Source organism: Paenibacillus sp. FSL R5-0517 (assembly GCF_037974355.1).
Taxonomy (GTDB): domain Bacteria; phylum Bacillota; class Bacilli; order Paenibacillales; family Paenibacillaceae; genus Paenibacillus.
On the sequence record NZ_CP150235.1, the window covers coordinates 4884186 to 4910123 of the forward strand.

Here is a 25938-nt window from a genome sequence, read left to right on the forward strand (position 1 = left end):
GATCAAGTTCTTTTACAGTTTCACTGCATGTCCACCATCAAAAAAGTACAGCCATTTCCGGTCAACTTTCCGACCTAATATATCTTCAATAGCCCGTCCATACAGATCGAGCTGGAAGCGATAGTTTTTGGTGAGTTCACCCAAACCACCACGATGCTCCAACACCCGATCTGTCTTGTAATCGAGCAAAACAAGCTCACCGTCAACCTCATACAGACAATCGATAATTCCCTGTACAAGCACTGTTTCATTTTCAATCGTTGCCTTCATTTTGCTATCTATATTTAGTGCCTGCATATCTGAATTCGATGCCCGTTCATGTAACCATTCCACAGGAGACTGATGTGCCGGAAGCCCATATACAAACGGGATCTCCCGTTTTACCCAATCTGCACGCAATAATTCTTCCCCGGGTTCTGTATTGAAAAATCCGGTCAGTTCTTCGGGTTCGATCGCCTCAACATGATGGGGCAGCAGAATCTGAAGCTTAATCAACCGCTCAATGGTCTGTTCAACAACCTGTGAGTCAATGGTTGTTGATCCATCCACAGGAAGATGCTGCATCAACGTATGATACACGTTCCCCCGTTCTGCCCCTGTCAGTTGGTTCTCACCCATAAATTTTGGACGACGAAGATGCAATTTGAATGACGTACCCAAAGATCCCGCATCCGAAACGTTCATCGTACCGTCTGAACCTGACCCCAACCCAATCCCATGCTCGTTCAATTCACTGGATAAGCCATGTAGTGCATGGCCTGCTTCATCGTTGGTGTAATGGTTTCCCGGGTTGTTGTGATCCAATAATGTCTCCGACTGTTCTCCCAGTTCCTCCATTACCTCTACAGACTGGATGTCCTGCATCGAAAGCAACGTTTTCAACTCCGTGACAGATGTACTGGCTGCCACTTGAGTTACCGCTTCATAGGCATATGTCCACGAAAGGCGTTGATCAACCTCGTGAATCAGCCGTGTCTCTTCTTGTTGCAGAGCTACCGTATCTGCACCTGTATCTGCAATGTTTTGGTTCACCGTATCTTGTGCATTCATCGTGAGCTCTTCTACAGTTGAGGATGTAACCAATTTCACGGGCTGAACCGCTTTTAGCGCAGCAATTCGTTCTTTCCGCACCACCGTCATCCCGTCTTCTTCTCCCAGAGTCTGATCCACCACATGATCACGGGATACCTGATCGGCGGAAATAATAGAAATTGCCCATCGTGATTGATCATCTGCAAGACAGGACGAAAACGAATCATTGCTTCCAGCAAGTTCACGCAGCACAGCCGCATCTGGATGCCTCATCAAGGATGGTCCAATCCAGTCCAAGTAACTCCGTCCAGCAGCCAGCAGGTAGTCTGGCAATGCCAGTTCAGTACTGTCCTTGACCTGAGACCACGCCAACGCTTTTTTCGCCGCATCTTTTACAGTACCCAGCAAAATCATTTTCTCTTTGGGACGGGTCAACGCAACGTACAACACACGCATCTCTTCAGCAAGCAATTCAAATTGCGCGCGACGACGAATCGCCAGATTGGCTAGTGTAGGATAGGCAACCCGGTTCTCACGATCCACAAACCTCGGACCAAATCCCAGTTCCTTATGCATGAGAAACGGTGCGTTCAGATCCTGTTGATTGAACATCTTGGATATGCCACCGACAAAAACGATCGGAAACTCCAGACCCTTACTCCGATGAATCGTCATGATACGTACAGCGTTGTCCTGCTCACCGGAACTACCCGCTACAGTCCCCAGGTCTCCTCCGTTTTCCCGCAATCTTGAGACATAGGTCAGGAAACGGAACAAGCCGCGATTTGCAGTTGATTCCTCATATTGTCGTGCGCGATCGTACAATGCCTTAAGATTACTTTGACGTTGCAATCCTCCGGGAAGACCACCAACCCAGTCCAAATACCCGGTTTCTCGGTACATACGCCAGATCAGTTCACTCAGACTGCCTTGTCTTGCCTCAAGTCTCCACTGCTGCAATTGACGCAAAAAGAGAATTAACTTTTGCTGCAACGCCGAGCCTGAAATCTCCGTAACGCCCATATCCTCGCTTGCATGTCCAGTAAAACCAGCATCTTGAATTCCTTCTGTATGCACATCGAATTCATATCCATGGTCAAGAATCTCTGCTTCGACAGAAGCGGCTGTCTCCCGCTGTCCTTGTTCCATCTCTGACCAGGCTTCCGGCCACTGCAACTGGACGATATTGGAATCAGGATGATTTTCCTGCCGGGATTGTTGTACGTCATTAGTGGAAGAATTGCCCCATTCCCCAGCAGCCGTTATAACTGCATCATAGAATGACTGTCTTTTGTCACCGAGCCGAATCTGTGCCAGTTCTTCTTCATCCAATCCAACAATCGGGGAACGAAGCACGGAAGCAAGCGGAATATCCTGCCTTGGATTATCAACAAGCTGAAGCATAGACATCATGATTTCCACTTCCGTGGCCTGGAAGTACCCCTTGCTCTGTTCTCCTCCAGCAGGAATTCCCTGCTGTCTGAACTCCTCAATCATGAGCGGAGCCCACATCAAGGTTGAACGCAGCAAGATGACCATGTCACCGTAACGTGCCGGGCGCATCGTTTGCAGAGCTTTGTCGTACACATGGAGGGCAGGTTGGTCCGTATCTCCAACCATCTCACGAATACGCCTTGCGATCGCCCTTGCTTCCAACTGGGCTGTCTCAAGTTCGGCACTCTCCAGTTCTGCGGAGACCGCTGCATCTCCGTTCTCATCCATACCATCTGTCAGATCAGGACCACCGCCTTGACGATCGATCAGCATAAGTTCAGGTGTATACGCCTCATCGCCAAGCGTTTCTGACGGGAACGTAGCCCCATATGCCAGTTGAGCACGTTCATCGTAAGCAATCTCTGCCACACCTTCGTTCATGAGTTGCCGGAATATCATATTGACCGAATGCACGACCTCCGCACGACTGCGGAAATTACGTGCCAGATCAATACGTTGACCTGTACGATTCAGGCGATCTTCACCATTTCTGTCCTCATGCGTGTTCGCTCCGTACTGGCGATACTTGTTCATAAACAGACCTGGCTCAGCCAACCGGAACCGGTAGATACTCTGTTTGACATCACCTACCATGAATCGGTTACCCGGATTTTCTCTGGAGATCAGTTTCACGATATCTTCCTGAACCGTATTGGTATCCTGATATTCATCAAGCAACACCTCATCGAATCGCGAACGATATTCCATAGCCGCATCGGAAGGCATCGAGAGTTCAGGCGTTGAATCCTCATGTCGCAAAATGTGAAGACAATAATGCTCCAGATCACTGAAGTCCACTTGCCCACGTTCCTGTTTGGCCTGCCGATAACGTTCTCCAAATGTACTCACCAGCCTCGAAAGTTCCTTCATGAGTGGTGCCGCCTGCTCCAGCTCCTGCCAGAACGAAAACGCACTTCTTCCGAACAAGGAGCCTTTCAGGTCGGAAACTGCCTTTTTCGCAGCCTCTCGGAGTTCCTTCACTTGATCCTGTAAAGCCGGGTCCGTTTGATCCTTTTTGCAGGGTTTCAGTTTGCCAAATGCAGCGGGTTGAAACACTTCGGGCAACCTTTCCCACGGCATAACCTGGATCGCAGACAGCAGCTCCTCCACCATCACCAGATCTTCTTTTAACGTATCTGCATACGGTGCAGGTCCTTCCGGCTGCATGGAAATATGGATGCCTTGGCGGAGCAGTCCTGCTGCACCACTTAAAGCAAGAGCAGCATCACGCATAATACTCTGAACCCATGCTGAATGCCCCAGCTCCTCCACACTCTCCACCTGAAAAGCGGATGCCATCTCTGAGAGCCAATGATCCGGCCAGGAATGGCTGCGGGAGAAATCATACAAGCGTTGCACCAGTCGATGCATGGCATCATCGTTTCGTTCTCCACTGAACCAGTCCACCAATTCACGGAATGTACTGCCTTCATCTTCTTCACCATACTTTTCCTCGAAGAGTTCTTCCAGCAGTTCCTGCCGCATGATTTCCGCTTCATTTTCATTCAGGATACGGAAAGCCGGGTTCAACGGAATTTGCTGATAGTACCGGCGAATGACTTCCATACAGAATGAATGCAATGTTGTAATGGATGCCCGCCCAAGCAGGGACAGCTGCTTACGCAGATGTTCTTCTCCAGGCTGTTCTTCAAGCGCACGTTCCAGTGCTTCCCGAATCCGTTGTTTCATCTCGGCGGCGGCGGCTTTGGTAAACGTAGCTACAAGCAAACGATCCACACTGAATCCTTGGGAGGGATCTGCGATCTTGCGAATAATACGTTCAACCAATACGGCTGTTTTGCCCGATCCCGCCGCAGCAGCAACCAGAATATCTTCTCCGCTTTCCGAGATCGCACTCCACTGATTGTCACTCCAGAAGCTTCCTTCCGGTTTAGGCATATTCGTCATGATGTTTCCCCTCCCTTGGTGTGAGATAACATATCCCAGATTTGCTGTTTGCCCGGTTTGGCAAGCAGATTATATTCATTTCCTTCTATATTCTCATCAAACTGACAAACAGGCTTATATGGACAGAACGTGCATGCCACTTCCTGCTGAATACGATAAGGCTCAATCGCCACATCCCCATCCGTAATCCGGGTACCAATCTCGCGGATGTTACTGCGAACTGAAGCAAGCAGCGTATCCCATTGCTCTGGCGTAGCTACAGCGGCGCTGCTATAAAAGCTGCCATCTGCTTTAAGAGCAACCGGAATTATGGCCGAATATCCCTTATCCAGGGTATTGTCCATTTGCGCGATAGCATCCCGGTCCGCCAGCAGCAGACCTTTCATTTTGAACCGTTTCAGCAGTTCTTGTCCGGCTTGCTCCGATGTCATACCGTTTGCGGATTGCAACAGCGGGTTATGCACATGGAAATACAGCGTTCCTCCAGGCATCGCCGTTTCTCCAAGCCATTCCTCGGCAGCACTAAGCAGCACCTCCAGATAGGTGAGCATCTGCAATGACAGACCATAGTACACTTCATGCAGCTTGAGGTCCGTCTGGCTCGACTTATAGTCAATGACACGGAGGAGCAGACCATTCTCGCCTTCTGCTACATCCACACGGTCAATCCGACCCACGATTTCCATCACACAGCCGTTCTCCAGTTCAAAACGCAGTGGCGGCAGTGTTTTATCCGGTCCAAAATCAAGCTCCAACCCAATCGGTTCAAAACTTCCACGTCTGGACTGTTCCCCGAGAATAACAGATGCCCGGCTAACAATGTCCTTCAATTTGCGGAAAATATAACCGTATCGCTTGGTGCTTAACAAAATCTCCCCTTGCAGCTGTGGAGCAATCTGCTCCACCGTTTGCTCGGCTTCCTGACGGCATTGGTCTGGAGTCAAACTGCCCCAACTACGATTTTCTTCGCGCAACCGCATAGCCAGCTGGCTTAGTGCAGCATGAAATAATTGTCCGATATCAGGAGCCTGAAGGCGGTACAATTGCCTTTCTTTGAGACGCAGCCCGTGCGAAGCAAAATGGGAGAATGGACAAGCTACGAACCGCTCCATTCGCGAGACACTCGTCCTTACCTCTGTGCCATACAATCTGCGACTGGTGGCTGTACGTAGTGGCAATGCCCGATTACGATAAAAGATTGATCCCATCAACCGTTCCAGCTGAGGTCTGCTTGTCTCCTGAGATACATGCCAATTGTAGACCGCCCACCACATTTCAGGGATGTCTTCTCCGCGACGCCATTTACGCAATTGTCCAATGAGCGCAGACAGACTCTGACCCGGATGGGTGACATACGACCAATGGGATTCTTCCGAGTTCACAACCGGTGGTTGGGCAAGCAATGGCTGTTCTTGTAGACCAAACATTTTCCGTACATGGCGGACAATCTCGGAAGGAAGCAGTGCTTTTCCCTCATCATCAGCAACCGGGTAACTCAACCACAATTGGTTGCTTGCCGCTGTAAGTGCCGTATAGATCAGAAAACGTTCATCCAACATTTGCCTCGTTGCACCTGGTCCAAGCGCTACACCTCTTTCCGTCAATAACGCTCTCTCCAGTTCCGTTAATACGCCATCATCCTGAGGTACAGCTGGCAATTCACCATCAACTGCACCAAGGATAAATACATATTTGATATCCTGAAGACGTGTACGGTCCATGGAACCAACCAATACCTGATCAAGTGCGGGTGGTACCAGACCCAGCTTCAGTTCCGTTAATCCGGTCTCAATCATCCCGGCAAACAGAGTGATATCCAACCGTTCATTGCCCATCATATCTACCATCTGATCCAATAGATCCAGCACAGCTCCCCACATCTGCCGATGTTCTCTCGACCGTTCTGGGTCACCTTGAGTCTTAGCTTCAGCAGACATCTGTTCCAGCTTCCATGGAATCTCGGCCTCTTCCAGCAGTCTGTATAGTGCCTCGCATTGAGCTTTGGCTGTCTTTGCTTTTTTCATCCGTTTCTCAAAAGCACCCAAGGCATCTGTAATGACCGCTCGACAACGCTCCATTAAAGAAAGCATTTGGTCCCGTCCACGACTACGGCCATCCTGACCATTGTCTTCCAGCGACAGGCTGGGTACATACTTCCACGGCTTGCCGTCAGTCCAGCGATACCCATGAATACCACAAGCCAGCACATAATTCTCAAGTTGGTCCATATCTTCACGAGTGATGGAACCATCACGCGGAAGCAGCAGATCCGTTTTGACACAGCGAAATACATCCTCGTAACGCCAGTGGCGCCGAACAATATCCAGTGCGGAACGGATAAATTCGGATAATGGGTGATGAAGTTCATTTCTTCTGCGGTCCAGAAAGACAGGTACACCATAGTCCCTGAATAGCGGTTCAGCTATATCAGCGTAGGTATCCAACTGACGAACAAGTACTGCCATATCCCGATAACGCGCACCTTCGTTTTGCGCCAGACGCCGCATCTCACGGAGTGCTCCCTCCATCTCAGCTCGTCGGTTCTCCGCTGCAACTAGGCGGATTCCTGAATCAGTACCATCACCTTTCCAACGAATTCGGCGGTCAAAACCAGCCTCCAGATGAGCAAGTCCCGGACGATCCTTGTATCTAGGTGGAATCTCCGAATCTAGCACGGTGATATCCCTCGGTACACCCAGTTCTTCAGCCATCCCTTTCAAACGCGCATATGCACTTGCCGTTGGATAGAACAGTTCCAGTTCTCCAGGCAGTGCGCCGTGATCATATTGACGATCCAATGTCAGTGCAATCGTCACGGAAGAGCACTGCAACATCAGGCGACCGATCACACTCATCTCCTGTGGCGTGAATCCCTGAAAACCATCAATCCAGATCTGAGCATCCTGCAGCAATGTACTTTCAGACAGGCGCTCTGTCAGTTCGGTCAACGTATCTTCATCATCAATATATAAATTGGTCAGTTCCTGTTCATAGTCACGATAGATCAGATTCAAGTCATGCAACTTGTCCTCCAGAATTGGCGAAGAGGATGAGGTATACCCTCCAGACAACCCTTCTTCCAGCAAAGATGGATCAACTTCATAACGTTTAAACTCACTATATAAGTCATTTAATTCGCCTATAAAACCCAGCTGGCTGCCAGATGCACCAAACAGCTTCAATTCTTCCTTACGACGCTGGATGACCTTATAGAGCAGCATCTTTTTGCCTTCGGCTCCGATTGGAATACGAGCAGAACCGCCTGCTTCCTGCATTATGCGGTAAGCTAATCGGCGAAAGCCGAGCACTTCTGCACGCATGGTACCTTTAATTGCTCCAGAAGACACCAATGCCTGCTCTGTTCGAAAGGAACTCTGTTCGGGAACGAGTAAAATCAAAGGTTTACCTTGCGGCTCCTTTTGAAGTAAGGATGTAATTTCCCGGGTAATCAGCGAGCTTTTGCCGCTGCCTGCCCGGCCAATAAGAAAACGAACGGACATGTCTAATCCTCCAAACCACACGTACAAGATTTTAATTCCCAGTATAACATATCTGACTTGGTTCGGAACATACGTTTGCCACTATCCGGTAAAACCGGAGATTCTCTCCGTTAACACGGCAAAAAGCCCGCAGCTGTTCACACTGCGGACTGTTAACCGAAAGTATCATTCATTTAAACTTCACTTTATCTCACGAAGGATTAAAAAAAGTAAAAAGAGACTTCTCTAATTCTTTTTGCTACGCACCTCGAAAATAGCAAATTTGAGGTAATGTCCTTCATCCACGCCCAAAATTTGCGGGTGGTCCTTACCTGCAGCCTTCCAGTCGATTAGACGAAGCACTTTGCCAGCATCTTCCGCTGCATCAGCAATCGTATCCAGGAAGAGGTCTGGACGCATGTGGTATGAACAGCTGGCGGTTACCAAATATCCGCCCTCATTGACCAGTTTCATTCCTTGCAGGTTGATATCCTTATATCCACGGCATGCGCCTTTGACTGCTGATTTCGTCTTGGCAAACGCTGGGGGATCGAGGATCACTACATCAAACGTTTTACCGCCAGCTGCAAGCGCTTTGGAAGTATCTACTTTTTGTTCGCCAGCACGCGCACGTGCAGTACGTTCATCCAGTCCTTTCACTTGTTCACGCAAGTACTGGAATGCATCGGCAACTACGAATTCGACACGGTCGGTGAAACCATTCAGTTCGACATTCGTTCGTGCACTTTCAATGGCATGCTCCGATATATCAAGACAAGTCACTTTCTTGGCTCCATATTTGCAAGCATTTAACGTGAAGCTGCCCGTGTGTGAGAAGCACTCCAGTACGGTGGCACCATCCCAATAAGGGAATGTAACTACCTTACCGCTTTTATTCACAGGCAAGAGCTGCTCTGTGCCGTCCTGCTCAGTCGTTTGGAGTGTGATTCCACTCTTATAGCCCCAACCCTTCATAAGCGGTTCGATCGCTGCACGATTCTCACGTTGGTCGAAGAAGTAACCTGTCTTCTGTCCTTCCACGATATCGACTTTAATGAGTAGTCCATTCTCGGTAACGGTGACATGTCTTGGGCATTCTCCATACAGTGGACCTTTGGTCTGCTCCAAACCTTCCAGTTCACGAATTGAGACGTCACTGCGCTCATATATGCCTTCAGGCTGCATCACTTCAATGAGTGCTTGAACGATGGCTTCACGGCAACGATCCATGCCAAGTGTAAGCAACTGTACAACGAGGATGCTACCGAATCGGTCAACGATCAATCCGGGCAGAAAATCAGCTTCCCCATAAACGAGACGGTACGCTTCTCCATCCTGGATAAAACGTTCCCGATGACGCAAGCAATCGCGAAAACGCGCTACAAAGAATGCCGTATCCATCTGTTCGGACTCCAGGGGTTGATAAGCTACAACCCTTACCGTGATCTGAGATGCGGGATTGTAATAACCTGTCGCCAGATAGCGACCTTGATGATTCAATACATTGACCAGATCTCCCGGCTCCGGGTTTCCGTCAACCGAGGCAATTTCGTTGTTAAAAATCCATGGATGTGCATGTTCAAGCCGCTTTTTGCGACTGCGTTCGAGTGTAACTGATGGCAAGGTAGATCCACTTCCTTTTATTTAATAGTTCAAAAGACAGGTTTGGTGCGGCGCGTAGGTGGCGTTTCGGTTACGAATCGATCTTCCGATCGCTGTTGTCTCCAGATTTTTTTGATTCCCTTCTTTAAAGGGAAAATCCGGGGATAAAGGCGAGCGCTTCGCTTCTTCGGTAACAATTTCGTCTTCTTCGCTACGTTTGCACGAATCACCGTATCTTTCGAATTGGGGCGGGTAATTTAGACGCATTCCGTAATTTTGAATGAGGGAACGGAATGGTCCGGTTCCCTCTGAATTCCTTTAGGCTTGTCATGGTTGTCTTTTCTTACTCATAGGATGAGGTAAGGAACCGGACGGAAGGAATGATGTTCTATGTTTAGAGATGTGATATTGCCCCTACTCTATGGGCTTATTATCTTTTTTGGTGGCATGAAGCTGATGGAGACGGCCTTGCAGCGCATGGCAGGGCCCATGTTGGCAGGTTGGCTCAATCGTGCCACCTCTGCTCCGTGGAAAGGCATGGCCTTCAGTGCAGGTGCAACGGCCTTGTTACAGAGCAGTACGGCGGTCACCGTACTTACCATTGGACTGGCGAATGCCCGATTAATTACCTATGGACGCACACTCGGCATCATCCTTGGTACCAACATCGGGACTTGTCTGACGACGGAGCTGGTGGGACTGCAGATCGGACGCGCTTCCCTGCCATTGCTTGTCCTGTCGCTGACGGGCTGGGCCATGTTTGTTGTGCTTGGTGAACGCAATCTGGCCGCGCCTGAGAGCACACGCCGGACTTTGTTTAACATCCAGTACAGCTTCCTGGCAGCTGCGGGATTTGCACTTGTCATGACAGGCATACAGGTGATGCAATCCATTGCCTTACCCTTGCGGAGCATGGGTGTATTTCAATGGTTTCTCGACCGCTCGGCCGACAGCCTGTGGTGGGGCTTCCTGGCAGGTGCCTGTCTTACCGCGCTCATTCACAGCAGCGCAGCTGTCATTAGCATGGCGATTACGCTCGCAGCCACAGGGGTATTGCCTGTGGAGATCGGCATCGCCATTGTGATCGGGTCCAACGTGGGGACCTGCATCACCGCTGTGATCGCTGCCGCGGGCGGCGCATCCGCGGGCAAATTTGTCGCAGCCTCCCATGTTGTATTAAACATTGCGGGAGCGCTGCTCTTTATGCCGCTGATCGGCCAGCTGCATGCAGCTTCGGCCTGGCTGTCAGCGGACAACGGGGCACAGATTGCGCATGCCCAGACCCTTTTTAACATCACCAGTTCACTGCTTGCTTTGCCATTCTGTTACTTGCCCATCTGGCACAAAAAACCACCGGTCCACGCCCCCGCGGCGAAGTCACCTGTGGCTTGATGATCTGCCTATCCAGACCCACAGAACACCCGGCTAACTGAACCAAGACTAGAACTATAGTGAGTTATACATTAATGCCCAATTTGTTCAGTGCTACACGCAAGATGTCATCGTTATTATCATATCCGCTCTGCTGCTGTCTGGACCATGCTTCTTCCGGAGCATACCAATCCACACCTTTGATTTCTTCAATCTGAGGCTGTAGATCACCACTCTCGGCTTCTACGAGATAATAATGAACTTCCTTGTCCACCGGGCCAAAGTCTGCATGTTGGTACGTATATGCAATGATATCAACTGGCTCTACAATACGACCCACCATACCTGTCTCTTCCAAAATCTCGCGCAGTGCCGTCTGTTCGATTGTTTCTCCATCTTCCATTTTGCCCTTGGCGAGAGTTGTTTTACCATAACGATCTACGATAAGCTGAATTTGAAGACGTCCGTCTTCCCCTTTTCTATACACAACTCCGCCTGCTGAAATTTCTTTTTTGTTCATCGTACTCTCCCCCATCGACTTCAATATCTTATTTTTTGCAAAAGAAGGACCTCATCTCCCCGGGTAAGCTCCCCAAGGAAATGAAATCCTTGTTTCTGACGCCTCGATCACATCGCGGCGGACTTCAGATTCTCTTCCAACACCCGTACCAGCGTAGCCTGACTCTCGTTGACACCAGCTTCAACCACTTTGACTCGGCACACTTTACCGACCATATCCATGGTTCCGTCAAAGACCAGCTGAATGTAGTTGTCGCTATAACCGTGCAGCTTGCCACTTCCCTCACGACCCTTGGCTTCACCTTCGGGAATAACATCAAGTACCTGTCCAACAAACTGCTTAGCGTACTCCAGCTGCATCTGCTCAGACAACTCAATCAGTTCATGCACACGTGCATTTTTGACCTCTTCGTCCACCTGATCTTCCATTCGTGCTGCTGGCGTACCCGTACGCTTGGAATAAGGGAATACATGCATTTCGGAGAAACCGATCTTCCGCATCAGCTCATAGCCATTCCGATACATCTCATCGGTCTCACCTGGAAATCCAACAATAATGTCTGTTGTAATCGCTACATCCGGCATCGCTTCCCGAATGCGAAGCATCTTATTGTAAAACTCTTCTGTCGTATATTTGCGGCGCATGCGTTTCAACACCGTATCATCCCCCGCTTGCAGCGGAATATGGAAGTGACGAACGAGTTTATCCGAACGTTGGATCACGTCGAGCATGCGGTCATCGATCTGACTGGCTTCAATCGAGCTGATTCGAATACGCTCCAAACCTTCCACCTTGTCCAGATCCCACAGCAGATCGGTGAGATCATAATTCTCCATGTCATCGCCATAACCACCTGTATGAATACCCGTCAGAACAATCTCCTTGTATCCTGCGTGTACGAGTTGATGCGCCTGTTGAATAATGCTGCTTGCCTCACGGCTGCGTGAAAGCCCCCGAGACCACGGAATAATGCAGAATGTACAGAAGTTATTGCAACCATCCTGAATCTTCAGGAATGCGCGGGTACGGTCAGCAAAATCCGGTACGTCCATTTCTTCAAACACACGGGTTTTCATAATATTACGCACCGCGTTAACCGGTTGACGGGACTCCTGAATTTCATTAACATATGGCAAAATCTTGTCACGGTCCTGTGTACCGATAACCAGATCCACCCCAGGGATATCCAGAATCTCTGCCGGAGAAGTCTGCGCATAGCAGCCTGTAACAGCCACGATCGCCTCCGGGTTGCGCCGAATGGCACGACGAATAATTTGACGGCTCTTTTTGTCGCCGGTATTGGTTACTGTACAAGTATTAATCAAGTATACGTCCGCTGTCTGTTCATCAAAGTCCACTTGATCGTAACCTTCGTTTTTGAACAATTGCCAAATCGCCTCTGTATCATAGAAATTAACTTTGCAGCCTAAGGTGTAAAACGCCACGGATGGCATAATTACATTCCTCCCATTTCTCCGGATTCATATAGCACGCAAGTTAGTGCTGCCATTCCAGCTGTCTCAGCACGCAAAATGCGTTTGCCCAGTCCAACAGATACAGCACCTGCCTGATCAGCCTCTGCCGTCTCCTTCTCAGAAAATCCACCTTCCGGTCCAACAACGATCAGTACTTCTGCACTTGCATCAGGCGCAAGCTGCTCAACAAACGGTTTCAATGCATCTCTCAGCTGTTTACCGTTTTCTTTCTCATAACAATAACATACCAGACTATAGCCCTCAAAAGAAGATAACAGCCCTTTCCAAGAAAGCGGCTGCTCGACGGATGGAATGCGATTCCGATGACTCTGTTCGGCAGCTTCCTTGGCAATTTTTCGCCACCGCTCCAACCGTTTGCCTTCTTTCTTGGCATCATATTGCACAATCGTACGTTCTGATAGGAAAGGTACAAAGGATACCGCTCCGATCTCAGTACATCTCTGGATAACTGTTTCCATCTTGTCGCCCTTGGGCAGACTCTGTGCCACAGTTACTCGAATCCGTGCTTCACGGTCCATCTCGAGAGGTTCCACAATATTCGCTGTCACTTGGCCAACTTCAATGGTCTCAATTTCGACGAGAGCTTCTCTGGAGTTTCCGTCACTGACAATCAGTTTATCTCCAGGTTTACCACGCATGACCCTACCAATATGGCGTGCATCATCACCTGTGATGATCACATCGTGTTCATTAAACTGTTCTGCAGATACAAAATATCGCTGCATTAGTCAATCCACCCATTCTGTCCTGTTATGACTGGAATTCACCCCGCCTTAAGACAGGCATGAATCCAATCGCCACAGATGATCATACAACTTTTACGTGTTTCTGACCAGTATTCCGGTCCAATACAAGATGCGCTTTTAGCGATATAATTCAATAATCACCTTTGCCAGATCCACATACATTGTTTGCGCAAACTCATACAAAGGTTGAATCGTCACATTTTGCAACGGAGGAATAACAAGAATTAATAAGAAAATAAAAATGGACCATTGCTCCACCCCTTGCAGCTTGCGGCTGAGTGAAGGTGGCAGTACATCTTCTAGAATCCGATAACCATCCAGAGGTGGCAACGGAATCAAGTTAAACAGGAACAAGAAAAAGTTGGTTAAGTTAAAAATAGCGAAGAACGTCGTGATTGCTGTCAGCAACCGCTCATTATCTATACCGCCGAGTGCTCCCGAACCAACCAGTGACGCATAGATGATTGTACCGATGATCGCCAGCAACAGATTACTCAGAGGCCCTGCTGCGGATACGATGATGCCCATCAACCTTGGCTTGTCGAAGTTAGCCCGGTTAACCGGAACCGGACGAGCCCAACCGAAGCCGGCAATAATGAGCAACAGCACCCCAAACAAGTCAAAATGTACAACCGGATTCAGTGTGACCCGACCCAATAGCTTGGCTGTCGGATCACCAAATTTGTTGGCAAAATACGCATGCGAGAATTCATGCACCGTAAATGCGATCAGGATCGTCAGCAGGAAAAACGGAAGCTGATCAATCGGATAACGAAAGAACGAATTCCAAAAGTCCATACGTTACCCCTTTCTGGCTACATACGCCAGCCAATCCTCATCACGGTGGATCGCACTCACTTCAAACCCGGAGGCTACCAACGCATCATGCACCACTTGTTCTTTGTTCTTCCAGATGCCCGACACAATATAGGTGCCACCCGACTCAAGCGCATTGTACACATCGTCCACGAACAACAAAATGATCTCAGCCAGAATGTTCGCCACAACAACCTTAACTGGCAGTTGCACTCCAAGCGCAGGGTCTTGACTCCCAAGGACGGACAACAGATCACTTTCTTTAACCGTAATTTGTTGCTCCAACCCGTTCAGTTCCACATTCTCCCTGGCGCTGATTACCGCAACCGGATCAAGATCGAGCGCCAGCACATGTTTTGCCCCGAGTTTAATCGCGCCTATAGCCAAGATGCCAGAACCTGTACCTACGTCAATGACTTCCTCACCGCCCTGAATAACCGTTTCCAGTGTGCGCAAGCAGAGAGAGGTTGTTGGGTGTGTTCCTGTACCAAAAGCCATGCCGGGATCAAGCTCAATAATTTTCTCATCCGGACTTTCTGGCGTATACTCTTCCCACGTTGGTTTAATCGTCAGACGTTCCGATACACGTACCGGCTTGAAATATTGCTTCCAGGCTGTTGCCCAGTCATTTTCATCCACTGTACGTGTCTCATAGCGAACCTCACCTGTATCAATTCCGAATTCAGAGAGTTCCTCAATTCTAGGATTAACTTCTGACTGTAGTGCAACCATATCCGTACCTTCGGAGAAGTACCCTTTGATGACCGCAAAGCCTTCAGGAATATCATTCAAAGGAACATCGTATAACTCACCATATGTGGTGTCCCGTTTTTTATTTAAAGTACCGGACTCTTCTATCGAAACCCCTCCAGCACCCGCTTCATGTAAAAAATTCGAAATCATCTCCACAGCTTCTTCTGTGGTATGTATTGTTAGTTCATGCCATAACATACTTGGTTTTTCCTCCTCATTTTTCAAACATCCCAACTATTGTACTACACAAGCGAGCCGGAGTACAAAGCCGCACCAGTAAAAGAAAAACAAAACAGGATATCCGCAGTCTGACTGCTCGAATATCCTGTCGTCTAATATACATATCTGATTCATTTACTTCAGCATGTTGCAACATTCGAATCTGATTTAGCAAAAGCGTCCACCATTCTGCGTGATCATCTCTGCGGCTTGCGGGAGCGAATCGTTCGATACGGACACGGTTAACAAAATTTCTTGTTTAAACCTGTTTGCCGAATCCTCTTCAGGCGTATCATACACCTGACCATTGGATAACATTTCCGTGTCATCACTAATCAGAGCAAGTACATTCAGTTCACCACTGAATCCGCCGACAATGGCTGTAGGAGAATTATCAGAGCCCGTAACATCGTGTGAGTCCAATACAGACGTTTCATTGCTAAGGCTCTCGATACTCAATTGGTTCGGGTGCAACAATGCCAGGGCTCTGCGTGCAGACTCGGCCTCCGTCCAGCTTGTAAAAACAGCTTCGAGGGTCACTGCCGAGCGATCTTCAGTCATGAAGCTCCCGTCCCTGACGTCGATCAGCCGCTTCACTGCGGCGTAGTGCTTCTATATCTTCATGATCCGCAGCTTCAGCGCTGAATTCCACGTCTTCATTTTTCGCGGATTGCATCCGTTTCATTTTTTCCGTTTTTGTTAGAATCTTGCCCGGACGTTCATGTTCTGCCATTGTAATGCTCCTCCTTCAAATTAAAATGAACTAAGAAGTGTTACACTGTAACACTCCGATTGTAGTACCATACCTCCGATCGCTGTTATCCCCAGATTTCTTCAACTCCCTTCTTAAAGGGAGAAATTTGGAGATAAAGGCGAACGCTTCGCTTCTTCAGATTGGTTCTACACTCTCCATTAAAGTGTAATTCACTGTTCATCTTTATACATTTCCTGAAACTAGATCATTCCACCGGCTTGTTCGATTATGGACATGGCGCGGTGATGTACCGATTCATCTACGATGACAGTAAGTAATACATCCCTTCCTGTAGGTCCACCTTGTCCACCATCACTCATGCCGCTCGCAGAAGGGTCTGCTGCAGCCATGATTCCAGCACTGGCATTTGTTTGCATCGAATCGGGCACCCATGATGAAAAACTGCCGGAAACGCCCGGCTTGTAGGAAGCCCCGCTTGGTCCTACACCCGCATATCGGCTGAATCGATTAATGGACAGGTCCTCCACTCGCAATGCCTCCAGTTTTTTGGCCGCCCCTTGGGCCTGCTCCGGGCTGTGAAAGTACGCCAAAATATTTTTCTCGGTCATCCGCTTCACCTGCTTCCCTAATTTCTCGCATATCAGCTATGCATATCATCCTCGCCATGCTATCTTTCCGCAAGTTCGCGCAGAATATACCGAAATGCTCCCACAAATTGCTGTTGCTCTTCATAGCATATATCCATGGATTTTGCCAAAACGGCTGAACCACTAAAAAAAGGCGTACAAAAAAAGGACACCCTGCGGTAAAAAACCGCTGTGGTGTCCTTTTGGACTTGCTATATTTTATTCTCAGTCGCCGCGAAATGCACGTTTCACTCGATCAAAGAAAGATTGTTCATGCTCATGTGTTTGTTCTCCATCCAGCGCAGCAATTTGGCGAAGCAGATCTTTCTGCTCGTCATTCAGCTTACTAGGTGTAACCACAACCACTTTCACATGCTGATCCCCTTGCCCCATACCGCGCAAGCGTGGTACGCCCTTGCCTTTGAGACGGAAATACGTACCCGTTTGTGTACCCGCTGGTACTTTCAGTTTCACTTTCTCGGTCAACGTCGGGATCTCAACTTCATCTCCCAGAGCTGCCTGAGCAAAGGTAAGTGGGATTTCGCAATAAATATCGTCGCCTTCACGCTCGAAGAAATCATGTGATTTCACGCGAATGACAATATACAGATCTCCGGCTGGTCCGCCACGCAGGCCTCCCTCGCCCTCACCTGTCATACGCAGTTGCGCTCCGTCATCCACACCCGCTGGAATGCGAACATGAATTTTGCGTTGCTTGCGGACTTTCCCGCTGCCACTGCACGTTGTACATTTTTCTTTGATAATTTGGCCCGAACCGCTACAGTTTGAACATGCACGACGATTCACCATACGACCAAACGGTGTATTTTGCACAACTTCCTGCTGACCGCTACCATGGCAGACCGAGCAGGTTTCCGGTTTCGTTCCAGGTTTGGCACCTGAGCCATGACAGGTATCACAGCCTTCAGTACGCGGAATTGTAATATCGGTTTCTTTACCGAATACCGCTTCCTTGAACTCAATCGTCATGGTGTACTGCAGATCATTCCCCCGTTGCGGAGCATTTGGATCACGTCGTCCACCGCCACCGCCGCCAAAGAACATGTCGAAGATGTCGCCAAATCCGCCGCCGCCAAAATCACCGCCACCACCGAATCCACCCTGATTCGGATCGACATGACCATATTGATCATATTGTGCACGCTTCTGACTATCACTCACTACGTCATAAGCTTCTTTGACTTCTTTAAATTTAGCTTCCGCATCAGCAGCCTTGTTTACGTCAGGGTGATACTGACGGGCAAGCTTACGGTAAGCCTTTTTAATCTCATCGTCGTTAGCTGTTTTACTAACGCCAAGCACCTCATAATAATCACGCTTTTCAGCCACTCTTCCACCCCCATATCATTCACCATATCGCACATCGTGACAAAAGGAAAGCCAAAGCGCGGGAGCCCCGGCTATGACTTTCCCTCTAATTCGAACGTCACCGATGTTTAATTCGCGTAGAACTACGAATTAGTTTTGTTTTTTCTCTTCATCCACAACTTCGTAATCAGCGTCTACGACGTTATCACGTTTAGCGGAACCTTGTTGCTCTTCAGCACCTTGCGCTTCTTGCTCTTGCGCCTGAGCTTGCTCATACAGTTTCACGGACAGTTGTTGAACGATCTCTGTCAGTTCTTCTGTAGCCGCTTTGATATCTTCCAGGTTGTCGGAAGCCAGAACACCTTGCAGTTTTTCTTTAGCAGCATTCGCTTTTTCAACTTCGCCAGCATCTGCTTTTTCGCCAAGATCTTTGATCGTTTTGTCAACAGAGTAGATCAGTTGATCTGCACTGTTTTTCGCTTCAACGAGTTCTCTGCGTTTTTTATCTTCTTCAGCGTGCAACTCAGCATCTTTCATCATTTGCTCAACTTCTTCATCGCTCAAACCGCTGGAAGAAGTGATTGTGATTTTTTGAGTTTTGTTCGTACCTTTATCTGTTGCAGATACGTTAACGATACCGTTGGCATCAATATCGAAGCTAACTTCGATCTGTGGAACGCCACGTGGAGCTGGTGGAATATCACCCAACATGAATCGTCCAAGTGATTTGTTACCCGCCGCCATCTCACGTTCACCTTGCAGAACATGAATCTCAACACTTGGTTGATTGTCTGCATACGTGGAGAATACTTGAGATTTGCTTGTAGGGATCGTTGTGTTACGCTCAATCATTTTAGTGAACACGCCGCCTGCTGTTTCGATACCCAGGGACAATGGAGTTACGTCGAGCAATACAACGTCTTTCACGTCACCTGTCAGTACGCCCGCTTGTACAGCGGCACCCAAGGCTACAACCTCATCCGGGTTAACGCCTTTGTGAGGCTCTTTACCAGTGAGTTTTTTGATCGCTTCTTGTACTGCAGGAATACGTGTGGAACCACCAACCAATACGATCTTGTCGATATCGTTAGCTGTCATACCTGCATCGCTCAATGCACGACGAGTTGGTTCAAGCGTACGCTCAACCAGACCTGCAGAGATTTCTTCGAATTTCGCACGGCTCAGGTTCAACTCCAAATGCTGAGGAACGCCATCAGCTACCGTGATGAACGGCAAGGAGATCGTTGTAGTCAATACGCCGGAAAGTTCTTTTTTCGCTTTTTCCGCTGCATCTTTCAAACGTTGAACCGCCGCTTTATCTTTACTCAAGTCAATGCCTTGATCTTTTTTGAATTCACTTACGAGATAATCAATGATCGCTTGGTCAAAGTCATCGCCACCCAGTTGGTTGTCCCCGCTAGTTGCTTTAACTTCGAAGAAGCCGTCACCCAGTTCAAGAATGGATACGTCGAACGTACCACCACCCAGGTCATATACGAGAATCGTTTGGTCTTCGGATTTCTCCATACCGTATGCCAAAGCTGCTGCTGTAGGCTCGTTGACGATACGCAGAACTTCCAAACCTGCAATTTTACCCGCATCTTTAGTCGCTTGACGCTGACTGTCGTTGAAGTAAGCTGGTACAGTGATAACGGCTTGAGTTACCGTTTGACCCAGATAAGCTTCAGCATCGGATTTCAATTTTTGCAGGATGATTGCAGAGATCTCTTGTGCAGAGTAGTCTTTGCCATCGATTGTTTCCTTGTGGGAAGTACCCATGTGACGTTTGATCGACATGATCGTACGATCCGGATTGGTAATCGCTTGACGTTTTGCTGTTTCACCGACAACGCGCTCTCCATCTTTTTTGAAACCAACTACGGATGGAGTTGTGCGTGCGCCCTCCGGATTTGGAATTACGACAGCCTCGCCGCCTTCCATTACTGCTACGCATGAGTTTGTTGTTCCTAAGTCAATACCAATTACTTTGCTCATCCGAAAATTTCCTCCTCAACAATTTAAAATGAATGGGTCTGATCTGACCCTTATTTAGATGTTCATGTTGCTAATCGTGCTCTATGTGTACAAACCTTTATATTAAACTTCGCCCACATTGTTCAACCAAGGAGCCGACTTATACCTTCCCATGAGGAAATTATGAGCTGACTTTAACCATAGCTGGACGAAGCACTTTATCTTTCAGCATGTAGCCTTTTTGGACTTCCTCAACAACGATACCTTCTTCATACTCGTCGCTCTCCACTTGCATAATCGCTTGGTGGAATTCAGGATTGAACGGTTGTCCTACCGATTCCATAGCCGTCAGACCTTCGTTATTCATCACCGTTTCCAATTGACGGAAAATCATTTGCATGCCCTTGGAGAAAGATTCGACCTCTGCTCCTTCCGGTACAGTAGCCATGGCGCGCTCGAAGTTATCAATAACCGGTACCAGTTCGGTGACCAGCTTCATCGAAGCATATTTAGCCAATTCTTCTTTTTCCTTCTGCGTACGACGACGGAAGTTGTCAAAATCAGCCTGTGCACGGACATAGCGCTGCTGTTGCTCCTCTGCTTCTGCCTTCAGACGTGCAAGCTCATCCTGCTCCTGATCAGCGATCTCTTCAGCTTGTGCTTCTGCAGCGCCAGCTTCATTAATAGGCTCCTGTTCAGCTGCTGTTACCTCTTGTTCTTCTGTAAATGATTGCTCCTCTTTCAAGATGTTCACCTCCTTATACGAATGAAATGGTTCATTCCCGAATCTTATTTGAAACGATGCGTCAGCATCGCCGTCAAGTCACGGGATAGTGTATTTAGAATATGAATGACACGTGCATAATCCATTCGCGTGGGTCCCAGAATACCAATCGAACCCAAAGCCTCACCGTCCAATGAATAGGAGGCTGTAATCAGGCTGCAGTTGGCAAAGGCTTCATGATCATTCTCAGTGCCGATTCGCACTTGAATACCAGATCCACCCGGCACGGGCATCATCAATTTCATGAGTGTTGGTGTCTCTTCCAGCAGGTCAAGAATATCTTTTACCTTTTCGATATCTTTAAATTCAGGTTGAGTCAACATATTGGTGGCACCACTGAGGAACAGACGATTATCATGTTCATTGTCAAAGGCACTGTTCAGCACCTGCATAACTTCCTCGTAACGTGTAATATGCCGCTCCATCTCTTGCCCAAGTTCGGTATAAAGACGGGATTTTAATTTGTAGATGGGTACGCCCACAAGCTTGGTATTTAACAAACGAACCACATTTTCCATCTCGGCAACCGAGATTTCTGGTGGAATCTGGACGGTCTTGTTCTCCACCTGACCTGTATTGGTCACAATGATAGCCACAGCTTCACTCTCGTTCAGCGGAAGCAATTGGAAGTGACGCAGGGACGTATGGAATACTTCAGGCCCAAGCAGGATTGAAGTATAATTGGTCATATGTGACAAAATATTGGATGCATGCTGAATAACTTGTTCCATGACGTTCAGCTTTTCAGCGAAGAACGACTTCAGATCATCCAACTCCTGAGGCTCCACCTGATTCCAGGGAACCAAATGATCGACATAATATCGATAGCCTTTATGGGATGGAATGCGTCCAGCCGATGTATGCGGCTGTTCCAGAAAGCCCATATCTTCAAGATCCGCCATTTCATTACGGATCGTCGCCGGACTGTATCCAACATCTCCCCTTTTGGAAATGCTCCGGGACCCTACGGGCTCAGCTGAACGGATATAGTCATCCACTATAGCGTTCAGAATCATTCGTTGACGCTCTGTTAACATGGTGAGTATTCCCTCCTTCTGACTGTACTGTCCCATGTCGTTAGCACTCCGGTTAGATGAGTGCTAAGCGGTAATACAAAAATACCAAACTGACGTGAACATTGTCAAGTGAGTTTGATGAGTGGGCTCATCTATTTATAGTATAGACCAATGTCGACGAGTCCTAACATACTTTATTGAATATACTTTGAAGTCAAAAAAGACTGCATGTAGGGCAGAGGCTGACTCGGCTCGATCCATGCAGTCCATTCAATTGTTAAGCTGAAACGTTAAGCTCTTTCAATACCGCGATCTCGTCACAACAATCCTGCTTGCTGCAATGAACACAGTCCGTCCATACTTTCTCGGGGAAAATTTCTTTTTCCACCACGGCAAAGCCGTTTTTGAGGAAGAAGGATACTTCATATGTCAACGCCATCACCTTAGGAATCTGTTGTTTCTCCGCCTCTTCTACCAATCGATCCAACAATCGAGAGCCAATACCAAGCCCTTTGTGCCCTTCCGAGATACCGAGTGATCTGACTTCTACCAAATCATTCCCCAGACGACAAAGCGATCCGCAACCCACCACTTCACCATCAACTTCGGCTACAACAAAGTGCTCCAGCTGCCGGTGCAGTATTTCCCGTGATCGCGGAAGCATGATCCCACGCTCTGCATAGCCCTTAATCATTTCATACAGTGGTTCAACATCTTCCGGCACGGCTTTTCTGCATATTACCGACATCCTGCTCTCCTCCTATTACCAAGCTTTCCAGAGGAAAGCTGACTTCGTAGTTGTTAAATTAACACGCTCTGTAAAATCAATATGAATAAATATACAACAGAGCGTATAGAATTTCAAGCTACGAATTCAGCGATATGGACCCGATAAACTCCGCAAAAACGTCATTTCCGAACAGGATACCCTGCTCGCTCAGTCGGAAGCCGTCTGCCGTACGCTCAAGCAACCCTGCGTTCAACATTTTACCCAAAGGTTTCGCAAACACTTCTTCCATGGACTCTCCAAACTGTTCGCTAAACCGTGAGGCTGAAGCCCCCTCCAGCATTCTCAGTCCAACCATCAGATAATCTTCCATAGCCTCCGGGCGAGCAATCTCAAAATGATCCAGACGAGGCAATCCTGCTCGTGAAGCTTCAACATAAGGATTTATACCTTTAATATTCATATGACGTTCGCGGCCTATATATCCATGTGCACCTGCACCCAGACCGTAGTAGTCCTCATTGCGCCAGTACGTAATATTGTGACGACTCTCGAAGCCTGGCTTGGCAAAATTACTGATCTCGTATTGTCCATAGCCTGCTTCTTTCATACGTCTCATTAATAGAAGATACATCTCAAGCTCATCATCTTCATGAGGAAGAGGGAGTTGGTTCTTCTGATACAGTGTATGGAAAAGGGTATTCTCTTCCACTTTCAGGCTGTAGATGGAGTAATGCGGCAGATCCAGTTCCAGCGCTTTGTCGATACTCTCATTCAACATCCCTACAGTTTGGTTCGGCAATCCGAACATCAGGTCAATGGACAGATTAGTCAGTCCCGCTTTTCGAGCGTTCTCCAGACTCCGATATACATCATCCGTATTATGAATACGGCCAATGCCTGTCAGCAGATCATTCTGAAAAGCCTGAACGCCAAAGCTGACACGGTTTACGCCGCCTTCTTTCATTGCAGCGAGCTTCTCCGCATCGGTTGTCCCCGGGTTCGCTTCCATCGAAAATTCAATATCGTCGGCCCAATTGGGGAAATACGTCTTCACTGAACGAAGGAATACGGCCATTTCATCCGGTTTCAGAGCTGTTGGCGTACCACCACCTACAAATATGGTCTTGATCTCACCCGGTGGATTTGCCTTAACTGTATGTTCCATCTCCCGTTCCAGCGCTTCGAGATATTGCATCACGGGCTGATCTTTCAGAACGTAGGAGTTAAAGTCGCAATAAAAACACTTATTCGTGCAAAAGGGAATGTGTAGATACACCGCTTGGGGCGCACCTGTCTTCCGGCTGTGTGCTGCCAATGTCATGGCAAGTCCCCCTCTATTTGAAAAAAGGAAAGCCATCCGGCTTCCCTTTCAGCTTCGTTATTTAATATTCTGTGTTGTACCTGAGAAAAAATATCGTTTATCCTTTCATACACAAATTATTGATGTACCGAAAGGATTCACGTGACGTTTGCAAGCAAACGTCTTAATCATCAATTTTCAGTACCGCCATAAATGCCTCTTGCGGCACCTCAACGTTACCAACCTGCTTCATCCGCTTCTTACCTTCCTTCTGCTTCTCAAGCAGTTTCCGTTTCCGCGAGATGTCACCACCATAACACTTGGCAAGTACGTTTTTACGCATGGCTTTTACCGTTTCACGGGCAACGACCTTGGTACCTACAGATGCTTGAATCGGCACCTCGAACATTTGCCGTGGAATCAGCTCGCGCAGCTTCTCACAGACAATGCGTCCGCGGTTATAGGCACGGTCACGGTGAACGATAAAGGACAGGGCATCAACCTGCTCGCCATTGAGTACAATATCCATTTTCGCCAGATTGGACTGACGGTAACCGGACAGCTCATAATCCAGAGATGCATATCCTTTGGTACCGGATTTCAACTGGTCGAAGAAGTCATATACAATCTCGGACAACGGAATCTCATAGGTAATGGTAACCCGGGTCGTGTCCAGATATTCCATATTCACATATTCACCGCGTTTATTCTGACACAGTTCCATAATGGTACCTACATAATCATTCGGTACGATAATATCTGCCTTAACGTATGGTTCCTCGACGTAATCAATCCGTCCCACCTCAGGATAGTTGGATGGGTTATCGATTTTCATCACTTCACCATTCGTTAAAGTGACGTGGTAGATTACACTTGGTGCCGTTGTAATCAACGGAATGTTGAACTCCCGCTCGATCCGCTCCTGAATAACGTCCATGTGAAGCAGTCCAAGGAATCCACAACGGAATCCAAAACCGAGTGCACTGGATGTTTCCGGTTCAAAGCTCAGAGACGCATCGTTCAACTGCAATTTCTCCAATGCTTCACGCAGATCAACATAGTCGGAGGTTTCGATCGGATAGAGACCACAATACACCATTGGGTTAATTTTACGATAACCCGGCAAAGGCTCTGGTGTTGGATTTTTGGCATCAGTTACGGTATCCCCGACTTGTGTATCGCCAACATGTCGAATACCTGCAACGATAAATCCAACATCACCCACGTTCAGCTCGTCCACGATGGTCATGCGAGGTTTGAACGCACCAACTTCAATGACTTCAAATGATTTACCTGTTGCCATCATTTTGATTTTGGAACCGGATTTGATTTTGCCGTCGACAACACGTACATATACGATTACACCTTTGTACGGGTCATAGTGCGAGTCAAAAATCAGCGCTTTCAAAGGTTGGTCAGGATCACCGGTTGGTGCAGGAACACTTTGCACCACTTGCTCCAAAATTTCTTTGATTCCGATGCCTGATTTGGCCGAAGCCAAAACCGCATTACTTGTGTCCAAACCAATAACATCTTCCACTTCCTGCTTCACCCGTTCAGGATCAGCACTTGGAAGGTCAATTTTGTTGATAACTGGTAGAATTTCAAGGTTGTTATCCAGTGCCAGATACACATTGGCAAGTGTTTGGGCTTCAATTCCCTGAGCCGCATCCACAACCAACAGAGCACCTTCACATGCAGCAAGACTGCGTGATACTTCATATGTGAAGTCTACGTGTCCTGGTGTATCAATCAGATTCAATAAATACTCTTCACCGTCATCCGCTTTGTAAGTCAAAGCTACTGCTTGTAGCTTGATTGTTATTCCACGTTCGCGTTCAAGGTCCATCTTATCCAGAACCTGTTCCTGCATTTCACGCGAAGTGAGCGCACCTGTGTGCTCCAAGATCCGGTCCGCAAGTGTTGATTTGCCGTGATCTATATGTGCAATGATAGAAAAGTTACGAATTTTACGTTGTCTTGCCCGAATGTCAGTCATTCCTTACCCCCAGAAACAGCCTAGTGTCA

Annotated in this window: 19 protein-coding genes; 1 reads left to right on the forward strand and 18 read right to left on the reverse strand. The window is 48.0% G+C overall.

Annotation, left to right across the window (positions count from 1 at the left end; all coding sequences use genetic code 11):
* Positions 1–12 precede the first annotated feature (12 nt).
* From addA to MKX40_RS21760, 3 genes are all read right to left on the reverse strand, one after another.
* Positions 13–4434 carry a helicase-exonuclease AddAB subunit AddA gene (gene addA / locus MKX40_RS21750; RefSeq protein WP_339236041.1) on the reverse strand — a complete coding sequence of 1474 codons (4422 nt, stop codon included), beginning with the start codon at positions 4432–4434 and terminating at the stop codon, positions 13–15.
* Positions 4431–7934: a helicase-exonuclease AddAB subunit AddB gene (gene addB / locus MKX40_RS21755; protein ID WP_339236043.1), complete on the reverse strand. Its 3504-nt coding sequence runs from the start codon at positions 7932–7934 to the stop codon at positions 4431–4433. Before addB ends, addA begins: the two co-directional genes overlap by 4 nt.
* Before the next feature lie 225 nt (positions 7935–8159).
* Entirely contained in the window at positions 8160–9536 is a 1377-nt protein-coding gene (locus tag MKX40_RS21760; protein ID WP_339236047.1) for a class I SAM-dependent rRNA methyltransferase, read from the reverse strand.
* Positions 9537–9905: 369 nt separating this feature from the next.
* Between MKX40_RS21760 and MKX40_RS21765 the strand changes: the two genes are divergently transcribed.
* A complete protein-coding gene (locus MKX40_RS21765) occupies positions 9906–10907 on the forward strand; it encodes a Na/Pi symporter (protein WP_339236050.1) in 1002 nt (333 codons plus the stop codon).
* Between the two features lie 64 nt (positions 10908–10971).
* Here MKX40_RS21765 and MKX40_RS21770 read toward each other — a convergent pair whose 3' ends face one another.
* The 15 genes from MKX40_RS21770 to lepA form a co-directional block, all read right to left on the reverse strand.
* The gene (locus MKX40_RS21770; RefSeq protein ID WP_339236053.1) at positions 10972–11406 is read right to left on the reverse strand and encodes an NUDIX domain-containing protein; all 435 of its coding nucleotides are present in this window, start codon (positions 11404–11406) and stop codon (positions 10972–10974) included.
* Positions 11407–11513: 107 nt separating this feature from the next.
* Positions 11514–12860: a tRNA (N(6)-L-threonylcarbamoyladenosine(37)-C(2))-methylthiotransferase MtaB gene (mtaB, locus tag MKX40_RS21775; protein ID WP_339236056.1), complete on the reverse strand. Its 1347-nt coding sequence runs from the start codon at positions 12858–12860 to the stop codon at positions 11514–11516.
* Between the two features lie 2 nt (positions 12861–12862).
* The gene (locus tag MKX40_RS21780) at positions 12863–13627 is read right to left on the reverse strand and encodes a 16S rRNA (uracil(1498)-N(3))-methyltransferase (RefSeq protein WP_339236059.1); all 765 of its coding nucleotides are present in this window, start codon (positions 13625–13627) and stop codon (positions 12863–12865) included.
* A 138-nt stretch (positions 13628–13765) separates the two neighbouring features.
* A complete protein-coding gene (locus MKX40_RS21785; protein ID WP_339236061.1) occupies positions 13766–14446 on the reverse strand; it encodes a site-2 protease family protein in 681 nt (226 codons plus the stop codon).
* 3 nt (positions 14447–14449) lie between these two features.
* Positions 14450–15415, reverse strand: a complete 966-nt coding sequence (gene prmA / locus MKX40_RS21790; RefSeq protein WP_339236063.1) for a 50S ribosomal protein L11 methyltransferase — start codon at positions 15413–15415, stop codon at positions 14450–14452.
* A gap of 189 nt (positions 15416–15604) precedes the next feature.
* A complete protein-coding gene (locus tag MKX40_RS21795; protein WP_339236066.1) occupies positions 15605–15997 on the reverse strand; it encodes a hypothetical protein in 393 nt (130 codons plus the stop codon).
* The gene (locus tag MKX40_RS21800) at positions 15990–16169 is read right to left on the reverse strand and encodes a YfhD family protein (RefSeq protein ID WP_017687220.1); all 180 of its coding nucleotides are present in this window, start codon (positions 16167–16169) and stop codon (positions 15990–15992) included. The genes MKX40_RS21795 and MKX40_RS21800 overlap by 8 nt, the downstream gene beginning before the upstream one ends.
* A gap of 221 nt (positions 16170–16390) precedes the next feature.
* Positions 16391–16759 (reverse strand): hypothetical protein, encoded by a 369-nt coding sequence (locus MKX40_RS21805; RefSeq protein ID WP_017687219.1) that lies wholly within the window; start codon positions 16757–16759, stop codon positions 16391–16393.
* Positions 16760–17002: 243 nt separating this feature from the next.
* Positions 17003–18127, reverse strand: coding sequence for a molecular chaperone DnaJ (gene dnaJ, locus MKX40_RS21810; RefSeq protein ID WP_339236068.1), 1125 nt, complete (start codon positions 18125–18127; stop codon positions 17003–17005).
* Positions 18128–18256: 129 nt separating this feature from the next.
* Complete coding sequence (gene dnaK / locus MKX40_RS21815) at positions 18257–20101, reverse strand: molecular chaperone DnaK (RefSeq protein ID WP_339236070.1); 1845 nt, start codon at positions 20099–20101, stop codon at positions 18257–18259.
* Between the two features lie 160 nt (positions 20102–20261).
* Positions 20262–20825, reverse strand: coding sequence for a nucleotide exchange factor GrpE (grpE, locus tag MKX40_RS21820; protein ID WP_339236072.1), 564 nt, complete (start codon positions 20823–20825; stop codon positions 20262–20264).
* A gap of 44 nt (positions 20826–20869) precedes the next feature.
* Positions 20870–21901: a heat-inducible transcriptional repressor HrcA gene (gene hrcA / locus MKX40_RS21825; RefSeq protein ID WP_036615092.1), complete on the reverse strand. Its 1032-nt coding sequence runs from the start codon at positions 21899–21901 to the stop codon at positions 20870–20872.
* A 256-nt stretch (positions 21902–22157) separates the two neighbouring features.
* Positions 22158–22628, reverse strand: coding sequence for an N-acetyltransferase (locus MKX40_RS21830; RefSeq protein ID WP_017687214.1), 471 nt, complete (start codon positions 22626–22628; stop codon positions 22158–22160).
* Positions 22629–22746: 118 nt separating this feature from the next.
* Positions 22747–23931, reverse strand: coding sequence for a radical SAM family heme chaperone HemW (hemW, locus tag MKX40_RS21835; protein WP_339236076.1), 1185 nt, complete (start codon positions 23929–23931; stop codon positions 22747–22749).
* Positions 23932–24094: 163 nt separating this feature from the next.
* Complete coding sequence (lepA, locus tag MKX40_RS21840) at positions 24095–25909, reverse strand: translation elongation factor 4 (protein ID WP_076332291.1); 1815 nt, start codon at positions 25907–25909, stop codon at positions 24095–24097.
* Positions 25910–25938 lie beyond the last annotated feature (29 nt).